The following is a 16,349-nucleotide window of genomic DNA, read 5'->3' on the forward strand; positions in this document are numbered from 1 at the left end:
ACAATCACAAAAAAACAATAAAAAGCTTTTTGTATTTACCAGAATTAAGCCATTTATACGTAAATCAGCTTAGCATTACTGAGTGATATAGATTATCATCTGATTTATTTTTTAGTCCGAAATCGCCTTGAATACGATTACTCTTTTGCAGCCAGACGATTGGCATGCCCACTTACGTGACGGCCTCGCCCTGAAACGCACAGTTCCAGATTTAGCAGCCCAATTTAAGCGTGCGATTTGTATGCCAAATCTTGTTCCACCTGTGAAAACTGTGGAAGAGGCGCTTGCTTATCGTGAGCGAATTATGGCTCATGTGCCTGAAGGCAATGCATTTGACCCGCGTATGGTGTTGTATTTTACGGATAGCACTCCTGCAAGCGAAGTCAAAAAAATCAAAGATTCTGAATTTGTAAATGCCATCAAACTTTATCCAGCGGGTGCAACCACCAACTCGGACAATGGCGTAAGTGATATTCGTAAAGTCTATGCGGTAATTGAGCAACTTGAAGAACATCAAGTGCCATTACTGTTACATGGTGAAGTTACCCATAACCATGTCGATATTTTTGACCGTGAAAAACGCTTCTTAGATGAAGTTTTAGCACCATTATTAAAGCAGTTCCCGCAGTTAAAACTGGTACTCGAACACATTACCACCAGTGAGGCTGCACATTTTGTGCTAGAACAAGACCGTAATGTGGCTGCCACGATTACCCCTCAACATTTATTGTTTAATCGCAATGACATGTTGGTCGGTGGCATCAAGCCGCACTTCTACTGCTTACCAATTTTAAAACGCCAAACACACCAACAAACCTTGTTGGAAGTGGCAACCAGTGGTAATCCTAAGTTCTTCTTAGGTACAGATAGTGCACCTCATTCAAAAAATGCCAAAGAGAATGCTTGTGGTTGTGCAGGTTGCTACAGTGCGCCAACGGCAATTGAACTGTATGCTCAAGCTTTTGACCAAGTTAATAAACTCGAACGTCTAGAAGGCTTCGCGAGCCACTTTGGTGCAGACTTCTATGGTCTTCCACGTAATACTGAAACCATTACGTTAGTCAAAGAAGAACAAGTCATTCCTGAAAGTTTTGATTATTTAGATGGTGACAAGATTATCCCGCTTTATGCTGGTAAAACCATCCAATGGAGAAAAGTGTGACAAATGAAACTCTACCAGTAATTGGTCAGCGTTTCCGTGGTTTTTTACCTGTGGTGGTCGATGTCGAGACTGCAGGTTTTAATTCACAAACTGACGCGCTGCTAGAAATAGCCGCGATTCCAATTATTTATGATGCAGAAGGCAAATTCGTTCCAGGTGAAGCCCATCATGCACACATTAATCCATTTGAAGGCGCAAATCTGGACCGCCGTTCGTTGGATTTTATTGGAATTGATCCATTTAATCCCATGCGTGTTGCGATGGCTGAAGATGAAAAATCGGCACTAAAACGTATTTTCAAAGCAGTGAATGACGTACGCCGTCAACAAAATTGCACCCACGCGATTTTGGTCGGCCACAATGCGCACTTTGATTTAGGTTTTGTTCAGGCTGCGATCGCGCGTACTGGCACTAAAAATCAAAATCCATTTCACAGCTTCTCTGTATTTGATACGGTAACCTTAAGTGCAATTACTTTTGGTCAAACAGTACTTGCTAAGTCATGTATACAAGCTGGAATTGAGTTTGATGGTAAAGAAGCTCACTCGGCTTTGTACGATACAAAAAAGACTGCTGAACTGTTTTGCTATATTTTAAACAAACTCTCTCCTCACCTACTTGACACTTTGGTGGCGGATCAATAAGATACCGCCATCTTCTAAACGTCCCTATCGTCTAGAGGCCTAGGACATCGCCCTTTCACGGCGGTAACCGGGGTTCGAATCCCCGTAGGGACGCCATCTATTTGCTCTCGCAAATCTTTTTAAAAAATTTCATCGAATTCTATTTTTAGAATCATTTATACTCTTGTGTTTTATTTTTCACCCTAAACTTATGTTAAAGAAAATATTACTGGTTTTACTCATTCTTTCCCCTTCAGCTGTTTATCTTTATATTGCCAATAAAGAACAGAAATCTGCACCATCCGCAGCTAATGCCACACCATCAGAAAAAGCACACGATCCATACCAAACGCCAGAACATTAAATTTGCTTAGGCTTTTCACTTATCAATAATTCAAGCCTGTTGAAATTTCAGTTTTCTTAGTATTAACCATATGAAATCTCATTCAACTTAGTCTCATAGCTTGATCAAACCCTTCATCTCTTGGCTATTGAATGAATAAAGCTTTACCTTTATCAATAAAAAAGATCGAGATATCGAATCTTTAGAAACATAAAAAAATTGCGTTATATCCTGTAAGCAAGACATTTTTTACACAAACAAACCCTTATTTTCGAAATATTGTAATAACTTATTTGACAGTAAAGAAAAAAATACATAATATACGCATCACCTCGCAACGTCCCTATCGTCTAGAGGCCTAGGACATCGCCCTTTCACGGCGGTAACCGGGGTTCGAATCCCCGTAGGGACGCCATCTTATCGTTTATACGATCATTCAAAACTCACAATTCATTATTATTCGATTGCAGATTTGTAGTTTTGCACTACAATAGCGCGCTTCATTATTCTATTTTTTTCTCTCTTATGCAGTCATCTCAATCTCCGAATGATGCTATGCATCAGGGCAATTCTGCGCCTTTAAAACGCGCTATGAGTACTCGACATCTAGTCATGATTTCACTTGGTGGTGCAATCGGGACTGGCCTATTTTTAGGGTCGGGTGAAGTCATTGCACAAACGGGGCCTGTAGGTGCCATCATCGCTTATATTTTAGGTGGAATTATTGCCTATATGGTGATGCTATGTCTGGGAGAACTCGCGGTACATATGCCTGTATCGGGTTCTTTCGGCGCTTATGCACAAAAGTATATTGGTCCAGGGACAGGCTACACGATTACATGGTTATATTGGCTAACATGGACAGCAACACTCGGCACAGAATTCACTGCTGCCGCTTTGCTGATGCAAGAATGGTTTCCACACATATCTGTCTGGATTTGGACGCTCATCTTTGCTGCCATTATTTTTGGCTTAAACATGAGTTCAACCCGATTATTTGCTGAATCAGAGTTTTGGCTATCTCTAGTCAAAGTCGTTACTGTCATCAGCTTCATTATTTTAGGTCTATTGGCCATTTTTGGCGTGCTATCTTTTCATGGTTATAGCTCTGCGCCCTTATTTAGCAATATTACCGCAGAGGGCTGGTTTCCACAGGGTTTCTTCCCTATTTTTGCCACCATGTTGATTGTGAATTTTGCCTTCTCTGGAACAGAACTGATTGGTGTTGCTGCGGGTGAAACTCAAGACCCCGCGAAAAATGTACCTAAAGCGATTAATGCAGCCATTTGGCGCCTATTAATTTTCTTCGTAGGCACAATTGTCGTGATCAGTGCTCTATTGCCACACGAAATGGCGGGATTAGGTGGTAATGGCGTGAGCAGCAGCCCCTTTGTGACCGTGTTTAACTATATTGGTATTCCCCATGCAGAAGACATTATTCGCTTTGTGATTATTACCGCACTTCTATCAGCTGCGAATTCAGGCTTATATGCCGCTTCCCGTATGATGTGGGCTTTATCTGACAAGAAACAATTACCCGCAGTATTCTCAAAGGTGAATCACAAAGGTATTCCTTTTGTTGCCATTATTGTGACCATGTTTGGCGCAATTCCAGGTTTGCTGTCTGAACAATTTGCGCCTGAAACCATTTTCAAAAACCTGCTGGGTGTAGCCGCATTTACGATGGTCGTGGTGTGGATGAGCATCTGCTTAAGTCAGTTCAATTTCCGTCGCCAATGGTATAAACAAGGTCATACAGCGAAAGAATTAGGCTTTGCAGCGCCATTATTTCCAATTGTGCCGATTTTAGGCTTTGTATTCTGTTTTATTACTGGCATCAGTATGGCCGCAGATCCTGAAATGCTAGCGGGCTTTATTGGCTGTTTAATTTTTATTGCCTTGTGTTATCTCAGCTATTACGTGTTTTATCGAAAGCAAAACTAACACATAAAAAGAGTGGTCAAAGACCACTCTTTTTTTTAAGCTAAATATAAATAATGTTCTCTATAAAAAGCCTGCCCCTGTATGAAAATCATTTTTATTCATGGTATGAATCAACAACATTATGATGAAGAGACTTTAAAACAGCATTGGTTAAATTTATTTAAAACGGGCTTGAGTCATGCCGAGCAAAATATCGAACTTAAATCACTGGATATCAAACTCCCTTTTTATGGCGATTTACTCACTAAACACCAACTCAATAACAGTTTAGATTTAAATACAATGCTTCCTAAATCACTGTCGTATTTACATTTTCCTTTTCATCTTTGGCATAACACGTCAATTATTGAAGAGCATAGTCCATGTATTACCCCTTTGCCTTGTTTTAATCCAGAACAATCGGAGTCACTTACTCAACGTTTATCTGTCATTACAGCACTCACCAAAGATCATGCATTCAAAGAATTGATCATGTTCCTCAATCATTACCCTAAACTCCATGAAACACTCATGCATAAATTTCTCATCGAGACCTACTTATACTTGTCAAATTCTGATTTTATGCATGAAGTTCACCACAGAATTATGTCTCATCTTCATCCAAGCAAAGATCATATTATTGTGGCACATTCATTGGGTACAGTGATTGCCTATAACTTATTACATCAATTTAACCATTTTAGAGTACATCGTTTTATTACTCTCGGTTCACCGCTTGCCTTTAAGGTGATCCAAGAAAAACTTACCTTACCGATTTCTCGGCCACCTCAACTACATGGCGATTGGTTTAATTTTTATTCTCCTGATGATTTCCTGACCGCCTTCCCCTTATCTGAAGCACCTTTCAATTTTGAACCACCGATCATTAATCAGGCAATCACAACACTTGTAGATAAGCCTCATCAAATTACAGGTTATTTAGCACATCCAGCCGTTATCAAAAGCATTGTGGATGCATTAAAGCTCGGAAAATAAACAATCTAAATTGTATTTCCATATTTTGTATTCTTTTTACCCACTCAAACCTTTTTTAATGATTATCTTCAAAAAAATGTTTGACACCCCCCTATATTCACCCTAATATACGCCCACCTCTGAAACGTCCCTATCGTCTAGAGGCCTAGGACATCGCCCTTTCACGGCGGTAACCGGGGTTCGAATCCCCGTAGGGACGCCATCTAATTTATGGTTTAGTTTTCAGAAGTACCTGCCTCATTAAGTCCCTATCGTCTAGAGGCCTAGGACATCGCCCTTTCACGGCGGTAACCGGGGTTCGAATCCCCGTAGGGACGCCATATTCAGAGATGTTTATCTCTTAAAAAAACCTGAGCATAATGACTCAGGTTTTTTTATGCCTATATTTTGAGTTATGCTCTCTTTGAGCAAAATAAAAAACATATTGAATAAAAGGCAATTGAAACAACAAAATGCAGATTCAACTTTATCATAAACCCAATTCTCGCTCACAACGTATTGTCTGGCTTTTCGAAGAACTTGGTCTCGATTATGACATTCTGGTTTGCGACACACTAGACGATGCCAATACGCATCAATTACAGCAAGCACATCCTTTAGCAAAATTTCCAACAGTCAAAATAACAGAACTTGAACATACTTTTTTCTTATCTGAAACCAGCGCTATTGCCGAATGGTTCAGTACTCACCAGCAAAGTTTAGGTGCAATGAATTTAGACAGTTCTGCCTTAGTGGATTATTACTATTGGAAAAACTTCGCTGAAGCCACATTTATGCCAAATTTGGCATTAAAACAGATCTTTTCCCAATTGGCGATCCGAACACCTTGGCTTATCCGTTTTATTCCACGAGCCATTCAATATGGATTTAATCAAGGCTATTTAAATCCCCTACTGCAACAACAAATGCAAATGATCAATCAGCATCTCACCACACAACCGTGGGTCGCAGGCTCTCAATTCACCATCGCTGATATCTTACTCTGGTTTCCATTACACTCCTGCACCCATCTAAATGACCGTTATATGCGCTACCCTGCGATTAATAGTTATTTACAACAGATTGAAGATAGACCCGCCTTTCAACGGGCTTTGTCAAAAGGTCAATGGTCTGCCCCAATCTTCAAACAGTATTGGGCCGTAGCCAACTAATATTAAGCACTTTTGCGGGAGTTGATTTGCCCTTGAATCACGGCTTTTAAATTCCCCTTCACATAATGGAAGAACACTTTAAGCGGAGAAAGTTTCGGATTTGGCTGTTTACCCTGCGCAATGGTCTTAAATTGAGCGGCATACCAAATAATTTCCATAATGGCCATTTTATCCACTATTGGAATACCTGTTTTAATCTTATCCACCGCATAACGGACATCTAGCCCAACCAATAAACGTTCGGTCAAATCGGTTTCTACGGCAAATGGACGTGCAATCCCGATAAAATCACAGGCGCCACTATCAAGTGCAGCATTCATGCCTTGCGCTGTACGGAAGCCACCTGTCACCATCAAGTGACAACTGACTTGTTGACGGATTTTTTCAGCAAAGTCGAGGAAATAGGCTTCGCGAGCGATGGTGCTGGCTTTACGTTTATCTTCTTTTGCTCCTGCCATGGCAGGTGCTTCATAGGTACCGCCCGAAATTTCAATCAGGTCAATACCTGCTGCATCAATCGCTTTAAACACAGCAATCACATCTTCTTCAGTGATGCCACCACGTTGGAAATCAGCAGAATTCAGTTTAACCGAAATAATAAAGTTATCTGATGTCGCTGCACGAACAGCTTGGTAAATTTCTAGCAAAAAGCGCATACGATTTTCAATGCTACCGCCCCATTGATCTTGACGTTTGTTGGTCAAGGGCGAGAGAAACTGACTAATCAGATAACCATGTGCACCATGCAGTTGCACACCTTCAAATCCCGCTTTTTCACAGACCTGCGCTGCATGGGCAAAGCGTTGAATAATGTCTAAAATTTCATCTTCACGAAGTTCACGTGGTGTACCAAAAGTGGTAGCAAGCATTGGACTAAACGGCACTGCCGAAGGGGCTACGGTTTCTTTATTTAAACCTTTCGGGCATTGTCGCCCTGGATGGGATAGCTGAACCAACTGCACCATCCCATATTGCTTACCCAAAGCTGCCCATTGACTCAGCTCAGCCATGTCACGTTCAGATTCAACTACAACAACACCGGGCTCATTCTTGGCACGAAAATCTACCATGACATTCCCCGTAATTGCACAGCCCAAGCCCCCTTTTGCCCAAGCTTCGTATAAACCTAAATGTAATCGATTCGGTTGTCCCGCATGGTTGGCTAAAGCCTCACTCATTGCGCCTTTAATAATACGGTTTTTAAAGGTTGTATTTCGAATTTGCAAAGACGCTGCAATATGACTCATGGGAACTTCCTCATTTTTTTATTTAGGTGTTTTACTCTAATCAGTTTGTTACTGAGGTCAAGTCATTTCTGACAATTTATTTTGTCAACTTTGTCAATTGAATGATATTGACTGGCTTGGATCAATTGCTGGGTATACAGATGTAAAGGATGAGCAAATAGTGCTTCCGTGGTCTGCATTTCAATCATTTGCGATGCACGTAATACCAAAACTTTTTGACTAATCGCACGTACCACATGTAGGTCATGGCTAATCAATAAATAACTCAGTTGATACCGCTGCTGTAAGCGGCGCAATAGCTGCACAATTGCTCGCTGTGTCGTACGGTCTAAAGAAGATGTCGGTTCATCTAAGATAATCAACTGTGGTTTTAGCACCAACGCTCGCGCCAAAGCCACCCGCTGACGCTGACCACCTGATAGTTCATGAGGATAACGATGTTTGAACCTATCATCCAACTCAACATCCAATAGAGCCTGACTCACTTTCGCTTCAATATGATTTTCATGTTGATAACCGAGCGTCAATCCTTCAGCAATAATCTGTTGTACGGTTAAACGTGGGTTTAAGCTGCTAAAAGGATCTTGAAAAACAATCTGGAAATTGGCACGAAGCGGACGTAATTGTTTTTGATTCAGGGCATTTAAATTCTGCTGTTGAAACAGAATCTGTCCTTGACTCTGAATCAAACGCACAATAGCTAAGGCCAAAGAACTTTTACCCGACCCACTTTCCCCCACAATACCAATACATTCTCCTTGCATTAAGGTTAGATGAGGAATTTCAACTGCAATCTGCTGACCCTTCACACGATTCAGCCACCCCTGTTTAATTGGATACTGTACCAATAACTGTTCGAGTTGCAGTAGAGTCGGTGTCAGAGCAGGCGCCAGTGCCTCACCAAAATCATGGTTCATTAATTCACTAGTATAGGATGTTGCAGGATGTTGAAACACCTGCTCGGTAGCACCCTGTTGCTCGACACGTCCCTGATTCATCACAATCACATCATCCGCATATTGGCGAACCAAATTCAAATCATGGCTAATTAGAATCAGTGACATCTTGCGCTGCTGTTGCAGCGTCTTAATCAAATCTAGAATCTGTATTTGCAGGGTCACATCCAAAGCAGTTGTCGGTTCATCTGCAATTAAAATTTCAGGGTCTAATGCTAAGGCAGCAGCGATCATTACCCGCTGTCGTTGACCACCCGAAAGCTGATGAGGATAACGCTTTAGCAGAGCTTCTGTTTGAGTTAATCCAACATCATTTAATAACTGTATCACCCGCTGACGGACAACTTGTTTAGATAAGCCTTGTAGAATTAAGGTTTCTCCAACAATTTTTTCAACCTGATGTAATGGATTCAATGCAGCCATTGGGTCTTGGAAAATTAGGGCAATTTTATGACCACGAATAGACTGTAATTGCTGGGCAGAAAGTTTGAGTAAATCAATATCAGCATAATTGACTCTGCCTGATCTGAGCAAACTTGAGGGCAATAAACCTAGTAGCGCTAAACAACTGATCGTTTTACCCGAACCACTCTCCCCCACCAGAGCCAATGTTTTACCCCGATGCAATTGAAAGGATAAATTGTCCAGTAATGTCATTTGTTCGTGTTGAATATGCAATTTTTGGACATCTAAAATCACACTTGCTGCATGGTTATTGTCGTGGATCGAATGCATCTCGTGCAGCCTCCCCAATATAAATCAAAAGTGACAAGACAATTGCCAGCGTGAAGAAACCTGATAAAGCCAACCACGGTGCATTTAAATTGTTTTTACCCTGTAACAAGAGTTCCCCCAAGGAAGCCGTATCAGCAGGTAATCCAAGCCCCAAAAAGTCCAAAGCAGCTAAAGCAGTAATATTGGCAGTTAACATAAAAGGGAGCTGTGACAAACTGGAACTAATGACATTCGGTAAAATATGCCGAACTATAATACGTGTATCAGAAACCCCTAGCGCACGCGCAGCTCGAACATAATCGAAATTTCGTGCACGTAAAAACTCCGTCCGAACTAAATTCACCAACGTGGTCCAACCGAAGAACAACATGATCAAAAATAACCAATACACACTCGGAGTAAAGATACTGACTAAAATCATCACCATAAACAGCATGGGCAAACCACCCCAAACTTCTAATATACGTTGACCAATTAAGTCGACCCAACCGCCATAATAGCCTTGTATTGCACCCACAAAGATACCAATCACCGCCGAAAATAGTGTTACAGCAAAACCGAACAATAGAGAAACACGTAAGGCATATAAAATTCTGGCGAGCACATCTCGGCCTTGATCATCCGTCCCTAACCAATTTTGCGCTGTTGGTTCAGACGGAACAGGGACAGCTAAATCTAAATTTGGCGTTTGTGCTGCGTACCGAATCACGGGCCATACCGCCCAGCCCTGATCAGCAATCAATTGCTGTACTACAGGATCTTTATAATCAGCTTCTGTTTCAAATACCCCGCCAAATGTGGTTTCGGGATAGCTCTTAAATACAGGAAAATAAAAAGACTGCTGATATTTGACCAATAAGGGTTTTTCATTGGCAATTAAATTTGCAGCTAAGGACACTGCAAAAATCAGACTAAATAAAATTAAGCAAAGAAACCCCAAACGGTTTTGTCGAAAACGTTGTAGACGTGTTTGAATCATGGGAGACATTAGTGTTTCCCTCGCGATTCAAAATCAATTCGTGGGTCAACCCATTGATAGAGCACATCACAAATTAAACGCAGAATTAAGCCCAATAAGGTGAAAATAAATAACGTCCCGAAGATGACGGGATAATCGCGCTGAATAATGGCTTCAAATCCTAACAACCCTAAGCCATCAAGGTTAAATACAATCTCGATAAATAAATTGCCGACAAAGAAAATACTGACGAATGCCTCGGGTAAACCCGCCATAATCACCAATACAGCATTCCGAAATATATGCCCATACTGAATACGAGATTCACTCAAGCCTTTAGCACGAGCTGCCCAAACATAAGGTTTGTTTAGTTCTTCCAAAAAAGAATATTTGGTTAAATAAGCCAAACTGGCAAAGCCTCCCAAAACCATCGCTAACAATGGCAAGCTTAAGTGCCAGAAATAGTCTTGAATTTTGCCCAGCAAACTCAATTGTTGAAAATTATCCGAGACCAAGCCTTGCAACGGGAACCATTGAAAATAGCTGCCACCTGCAAAAAAAACAATTAACAAAATAGCAAAAACAAAAGCTGGAACTGCATAGCCAATGGCTAAAATAAGCGAGGTAGTTTTATCAAACCATAAACCATGTTGCTTGGCTTTTTTAATCCCCAAGGGAATCGCAATAGAATAAATCAGCAAACTGCTCCACAACCCGAGTGAAACAGAGACGGGCATTTTTTCCCAAATTAATTGCGTCACAGGTTTATCTTTAAAAAAGCTCACGCCAAAATCCAAGCTGACATAATTCTTAAGCATTACGGCAAAACGCATATACGCTGGCTGATCAAAACCATACTGGGCTTCAATCTGACGAAGCATCTCCTGACTCAGCCCTTTTGCACCTTGATAATTACTGTTTTCTGTAGAGATACCTGCTTTTGCGGCTTGCAAGCGCTGAAAAGACTCTGCCTGCTGAATGGCACGCTCTACGGGACCACCGGGAGCAATCTGAATCACGGCAAAATTAATGCACAGAATAAAAAATAAGGTTGGAATGATCAGGAATAACCTTTTTAGAATATACGTACCCAATTACTTATCCTTATCTTCAGCATTATTTATCCCCAAATCTGGCTGCATCACTCAAAATGAAGATGCCCTCTCGTAGTTATTTACCGAGAAATTGACTGACTTTTTTGGCTTGTGCAGGGTCACTCCACCAATAGTCTAAGCCTAAAGATAATTTTGGCTTCACTTTAGGTTGATGATACATATTCCAATACGCATACCAATTGTCATTTTTACCATAGGTTAGGATTTGATAGTAACCTGCACGTAGTAATCGATCCAACACTCGGGTACGTAGAATTAATTGTTGCCGATTGGGTGCTTGAATCACCTGCTGAACAGCAGCATCGATGGCGGCATTTTGTATGCCTGCATAATTATAGTTACCAAACTCACGTGCTGCACTGCTACTCCACATTTGCGCTTGCTCGCTGCCAGGGGAAAGCGATTGTGGCATTTCCAAGGTGGTCACATCAAATTCGTAACGACGCATTCGTTCCATATATTGCGAGACATCAACCTGACGTAACTTCACATTGATACCTAATTTTTTTAGGTTTCGAACCCACGGCATAATCGTACGCTGTGCACCTTCTTGATAAAGCAACACTTCAAACTGGATCGCCCGTCCATTTTTACCATACAACTGCCCTTGTCGATATTGGTAACCCGCCTTCAGCAAAATAGTGCGTGCTTGGAGTAAATTCGGGCGATTGAATCCACCTGCATCCGATTTGGGATACCGCCAATTGGAGAGCGCACCTTGTCGCTGCACAGGATGTAACTTGGGTAAATAAGGTTGTAATAATTTTAACTCAGCAGCACTCGGTTGTCCCGTTGCTGCCAATTCGCTGTTCTGAAAATGGCTTTGCAAACGCTGATACTGTCCATAGAACAATGCTTTATTCAGCCATTCAAAATCATAGGCATAACTTAATGCCTGACGAAAATAAATATCATTAAATGGATCTTTCCGCGTATTCAAGACCAAACTCTGATTGACCACGGGTCGGGCAAAACGATGACTATATCGCTTGACCAATCCTGCTGTTACAGCAGGAAATTGATAGCCCGTGACCCATGTCTTGGTCTTCTTTTCTTCATGTAAAGTGTACTGTCCCGACTTAAAACCTTCAAAGGCAATATCATTATTACGGTAATAGACATATTTCAGCCGATCAAAATTATAACGACCACGATTGACCATTAAATCTTTTGCCCAATAATTTGGATTGCGTTTATAGGTAATACTGCGCCCTGCATCAATGCGTTCAATTAAATAAGGACCCGAGCCTAAGATGGGGTGTAAGGTAATTCGAGTAAAATCCTTATTTTTCCAATCTAATTTGGAATAAATGGGTAAACTCGCCACAATCAGTGGCATTTCCTTGTTTTTGCTCGACTTAAAAATAAATTTAACTTGTGATTTGGACAAGACTTCTGTTTTCGCCAAATTCGACAAATACATCTGTAAGCCCAAGTTGGCTTTGGTTTGATATGCATCAAAACTGAATTTAACATCCTCTGCCGTCACAGGTGTTCCATTGCTAAAACGTGCCCGAGGATTCAAATGAAAAATAATAAATTGTGGATTTACGGGGTCAAACGTGACTTGATCTGCCAATAACGGATACATCACCCCAGATTCATCTAAGGAATTATCCATCAACGTATCGAATAAATAATTGACACCTTCTGTTGCACTACCTTTGCCATTCATACTGTTGAGATTATCAAAAGTACCCGTTGCTGCAGTGCTGATATATCCGCCTTTTGGGGCCTGAGGGTTAGCATAAGGCATTGCCCTCAGTTTGGTATATTGGGGCTGACTATGTACAGCAATATACGGCGTAGTCTGCAAAGCCGACCACACCTGCTGCGTCACCATACTACTGCTTAAACATAGCAATAGCATGGCAACTTTTTGGCTCGTTAAACGAACATCTGACATCTTAGATTAACGAATTAAAGATTCGGAACTTTAATCACGTCACCAATTTTTAATTGCGCCGATGGCTTTAAATCATTCATTTCAGCCAAAGCACTCGCCTCAACACCATAACGTGCAGCCAAGCGAATCAGATTATCGCCTGATTTCACTTTATATTCTTTCACCGTTTTAGGAATTAGAATGGTTTGACCGACCTGTAAACCAGTACGCGAACTCATATCATTTAGACTTGCCAATTCAGCAACTGAAATACCCGTACGACTCGCAATTGAATTTAATGATTCACCCGATTTTACTGTATATTTTTCAGTATCTTTACTGCTTACACTGCTCTTTTTCACAGTTGCATCAGCTTTGGTCGTGGTCTTGCTCGGCAAATCACCTTCAATTTTTAAACGTTGTCCAACACGAACCGAAGCATTGGTTGACAAGTCATTTAGCGCCGCCAAATAACTTAACTGCAAGTGATATTTCTTGGCTATGCTGCTTAAGGTCTCACCTGATTTCACCACATGGAGGTCTTTTGTAGTAACCGAACTCTCAGCTGGCTGTTCAATCTCAGGAACTTCCCCTGTGAGTTTTAATCGCTGTCCAACACGAACATTGGCATTACGACTCAAGCCATTTAAGGTCGCTAAATTGGCTTGGTTTAAATTGTATTTACTGGCAATAGCGGACAAACTATCTCCTGACTGCACCACATAACTTTCTGGCACAGTAGAACCTGCTGGGACTTTAATAGTTTGTCCAACATAAACACCACTGTTGGTTGAAATCTTATTCAATTCAGCCAAATCACTGAGCGAAATTTTCGACTGTGATGCAATGCTATATAAAGTATCGCCACGCTGAACTTTATAGGTTTCAGTTTTAATGTGGGTATCCACATTTGGACTATCTACTTTTGCCACGACACTTTTTGCCGATGCATCCTGATTTACGGTATTGATCGGAACATTGATTTTTTGTCCAACCATTAAATTGCTACCTGCATTTAAGCCAGGCGTCAATTCAGCCAACTCTTGATTAGATAAAGCATAACGGTCAGCAATCAGCTTTAAATACTCACCGCGTTTCACCACGTAAGATTTAGTTTTAATGCTGCTCTTTGCGGTCGTTTTTTCAGTCGATTTCTTCTCTGTAGTTAAACCACTGTCCTTTAAAGACAATTTCTGCCCCACAAACAGACCACTGGTCACGGTCAAATCATTATAATCAGCCAACTGCTTCACCGATAAGCCAAACTGGTTTGCGACGCTGGTCAAATTATCATTGGCCTGCACCACATAACTGTCTGGTTTGCTATTCGCACTATTAGGAGTGCGATCTTGTGCAACAGGTTTAGCATCATATAAATAAATACTGGTGCCCACATATAACATCGCATTTGGATCAATCTGATTCCATTTGGCAACGTCACGCCAGTTCACGCCGTTTTTCAATGCAATCGTTGCTAAGGTATCACCTGGCAGAACTGTATAAGTGGTACGTTTACCTTTAGGTGGCACGACCACAATTTCCGAAGCCGTTTTGACGTAGTTCTTGTCTTTATTTAGCTGCGCTTCATCAGAATCAAGTTTGGTATTGTCTGTCACCGACTTTGGATAAGAGAAGCCTTTGGTTAACTCTTTACCTTGTTGCTCTGCGACAGATTGACTAGTCTGAATTGCGGTCAGTTTAATCTTGCCATCATAAGGATCGACAATTTCTGTTCCTTGCGGTGCAATCTGTTTGATCTCTGCAACCACTTGTTCTTGTTCAGCTTTGGTTGCTACAGGTTGCAAGACCTGATCGACAGTTTTGCGCACATCCTCAGCTTGAACTGCCGCCATAATTTGCTCACGCTCTGCGGCAGAAATTGGCGGTTCAACACTTACAGGCTTCACATCTTTGGCTGGTGTGACTGCAACAGGAATACGTGGCGCGCTCGGTACAATTGTACTCGAAGCGAAAGCAGCCAATGCATCTGCACCACGTGGTGTAGTCGATAAAGGACGTCCTGTGTTCGTTGTCACTGAAGTAGTGGTCTTAGTATCTGTGGTTTTTGGGTTATTACTTGCAACCAAAGCAGGTGGAGTCACTTTACTTGGCGTAATCACTGTCGCAGTCGAAGTATTAGTCATCGGAGCAGCACTCGCCCATAGACCGCCTGAGCTCGATTGCAATTTAGATAACTTGGCATCAATCGACGGACTAATATCCGCAGGGATCAAAATACGCATTGGGCTGGTCGTATCAATCTGATCACCACGATGACCTGGATTGAGCGCATACAATTCAGCGCGACTTAAACCTGTAACCGCAGCAATATCATTTAAGTTCGCTGGCCCTACACTAATTTCTCTAAAGTGTGGTCGGTTAGCAATCGGAGGTAATGTCACACCATAAGCATTCGGATTCTTAACAATTTGCGCGACTGCCAAGAAACGTGGCACATAGTTCATGGTTTCTTGTGGTAAACGTAAAGACCAATAATCAGTAGGTAAACCAGCCTCACGGTTACGGTTAATTGCTTGTTGAATACGGCCTGGACCCGCATTATATGCTGCCAAAGCCAATTCCCAAGAACCAAATTGGTTATACAGACTACCTAAGAATTCATAAGCTGCACGGGTAGATTCAACCACATCACGACGACCATCATACATACCTGACTGTTTAAGTCCGTAAATACGTCCCGTACTTGGAATAAACTGCCAAAGTCCTGCTGCTGCTGCACTACTGGTTGCCGCAGGGTCATAAGAACTTTCAATAATTGGTAATAGTGCGAGTTCAGTCGGTAAACCACGACGCTCGGCTTCTTTTACAGTATGGTAAAGATAACGTGAGGCACGCGCACTTAAACGCTCAATATAAGGCTGTCGAGAGACAAACCAACTGCGCTGCGCTTCAATACGTGAATCCCAGTGATTAAGATCCATTTTAAAACCGACAGTCATGCGCTTCCACACATCACCATGTTTTAAAATAAGTAAACGATCCCCTTCTACAGCACGCATATCGGTTGCAGATAAAAGATCTTCCAAAGAATCTAAACTATTTGCATCTAAATAATTTGAGCCAACCTGTTTTGATGCGGCAGCCTTGGTCGCACTTTGGCTCGATGCACAACCTGTGGTTAATCCTAATGCAGCGAGGGCAGAGCCCAATATAGTAATCTTAAATAATGTCGGAACCGAGGGCTGCCACAAGAACGTGGTTGGTTTATACATAAAAAAATCCAAACAACTCGTA

The 16,349-nt window shown here is 41.6% G+C and carries 12 protein-coding genes and 4 tRNA genes; 10 read left to right on the plus strand and 6 right to left on the minus strand.

The features are described from left to right. The first annotated feature begins 127 nt into the window (after nt 1-127). The 10 genes from pyrC (at nt 128) to I593_RS07620 (ending at nt 6,198) form a co-directional block, all read left to right on the plus strand. Nucleotides 128-1,162 carry a dihydroorotase gene (gene pyrC / locus I593_RS07575; protein ID WP_016166984.1) on the plus strand — a complete coding sequence of 345 codons (1,035 nt, stop codon included), beginning with the start codon at nt 128-130 and terminating at the stop codon, nt 1,160-1,162. Beyond that, nucleotides 1,147-1,806, plus strand: a complete 660-nt coding sequence (gene rnt / locus I593_RS07580) for a ribonuclease T (protein ID WP_035301865.1) — start codon at nt 1,147-1,149, stop codon at nt 1,804-1,806. Before pyrC ends, rnt begins: the two co-directional genes overlap by 16 nt. A gap of 20 nt (nt 1,807-1,826) precedes the next feature. Beyond that, nucleotides 1,827-1,902: transfer RNA gene (locus I593_RS07585), tRNA-Glu, on the plus strand. A 94-nt stretch (nt 1,903-1,996) separates the two neighbouring features. Continuing rightward, the gene (locus I593_RS20620) at nt 1,997-2,149 is read left to right on the plus strand and encodes a hypothetical protein (protein WP_167539537.1); all 153 of its coding nucleotides are present in this window, start codon (nt 1,997-1,999) and stop codon (nt 2,147-2,149) included. Nucleotides 2,150-2,467: 318 nt separating this feature from the next. Further along, nucleotides 2,468-2,543: transfer RNA gene (locus I593_RS07595), tRNA-Glu, on the plus strand. 110 nt (nt 2,544-2,653) lie between these two features. Further along, on the plus strand, nt 2,654-4,072 hold the full coding sequence (locus tag I593_RS07600; protein ID WP_016166986.1) for an amino acid permease: 1,419 nt from the start codon (nt 2,654-2,656) through the stop codon (nt 4,070-4,072). 81 nt (nt 4,073-4,153) lie between these two features. Beyond that, nucleotides 4,154-5,047 (plus strand): lipase family protein, encoded by an 894-nt coding sequence (locus tag I593_RS07605; RefSeq protein WP_016166987.1) that lies wholly within the window; start codon nt 4,154-4,156, stop codon nt 5,045-5,047. A 126-nt stretch (nt 5,048-5,173) separates the two neighbouring features. After that, nucleotides 5,174-5,249, plus strand: a tRNA-Glu gene (locus tag I593_RS07610). A gap of 42 nt (nt 5,250-5,291) precedes the next feature. Next, nucleotides 5,292-5,367, plus strand: a tRNA-Glu gene (locus I593_RS07615). Nucleotides 5,368-5,499: 132 nt separating this feature from the next. Continuing rightward, the gene (locus I593_RS07620) at nt 5,500-6,198 is read left to right on the plus strand and encodes a glutathione S-transferase family protein (RefSeq protein ID WP_016166988.1); all 699 of its coding nucleotides are present in this window, start codon (nt 5,500-5,502) and stop codon (nt 6,196-6,198) included. A gap of 2 nt (nt 6,199-6,200) precedes the next feature. On the opposite strand, the gene I593_RS07625 is transcribed toward I593_RS07620, so the two are convergent. The 6 genes from I593_RS07625 to I593_RS07650 form a co-directional block, all read right to left on the minus strand. Beyond that, a complete protein-coding gene (locus I593_RS07625; protein WP_016166989.1) occupies nt 6,201-7,445 on the minus strand; it encodes an NADH:flavin oxidoreductase/NADH oxidase family protein in 1,245 nt (414 codons plus the stop codon). 62 nt (nt 7,446-7,507) lie between these two features. Then, nucleotides 7,508-9,136: a dipeptide ABC transporter ATP-binding protein gene (locus I593_RS07630; RefSeq protein WP_016166990.1), complete on the minus strand. Its 1,629-nt coding sequence runs from the start codon at nt 9,134-9,136 to the stop codon at nt 7,508-7,510. Further along, nucleotides 9,114-10,124 (minus strand): ABC transporter permease, encoded by a 1,011-nt coding sequence (locus I593_RS07635; protein ID WP_016166991.1) that lies wholly within the window; start codon nt 10,122-10,124, stop codon nt 9,114-9,116. The genes I593_RS07630 and I593_RS07635 overlap by 23 nt, the downstream gene beginning before the upstream one ends. Next, a complete protein-coding gene (locus I593_RS07640; RefSeq protein ID WP_016166992.1) occupies nt 10,124-11,188 on the minus strand; it encodes a microcin C ABC transporter permease YejB in 1,065 nt (354 codons plus the stop codon). The genes I593_RS07635 and I593_RS07640 overlap by 1 nt, the downstream gene beginning before the upstream one ends. Before the next feature lie 76 nt (nt 11,189-11,264). Next, nucleotides 11,265-13,079, minus strand: a complete 1,815-nt coding sequence (locus I593_RS07645; protein WP_026440860.1) for an extracellular solute-binding protein — start codon at nt 13,077-13,079, stop codon at nt 11,265-11,267. Between the two features lie 50 nt (nt 13,080-13,129). Next, the gene (locus I593_RS07650; protein WP_016166994.1) at nt 13,130-16,327 is read right to left on the minus strand and encodes a LysM peptidoglycan-binding domain-containing protein; all 3,198 of its coding nucleotides are present in this window, start codon (nt 16,325-16,327) and stop codon (nt 13,130-13,132) included. Nucleotides 16,328-16,349 lie beyond the last annotated feature (22 nt).

Origin of the sequence: Acinetobacter tandoii DSM 14970 = CIP 107469 (assembly GCF_000400735.1) — a bacterium.
Classification (GTDB): domain Bacteria; phylum Pseudomonadota; class Gammaproteobacteria; order Pseudomonadales; family Moraxellaceae; genus Acinetobacter; species Acinetobacter tandoii.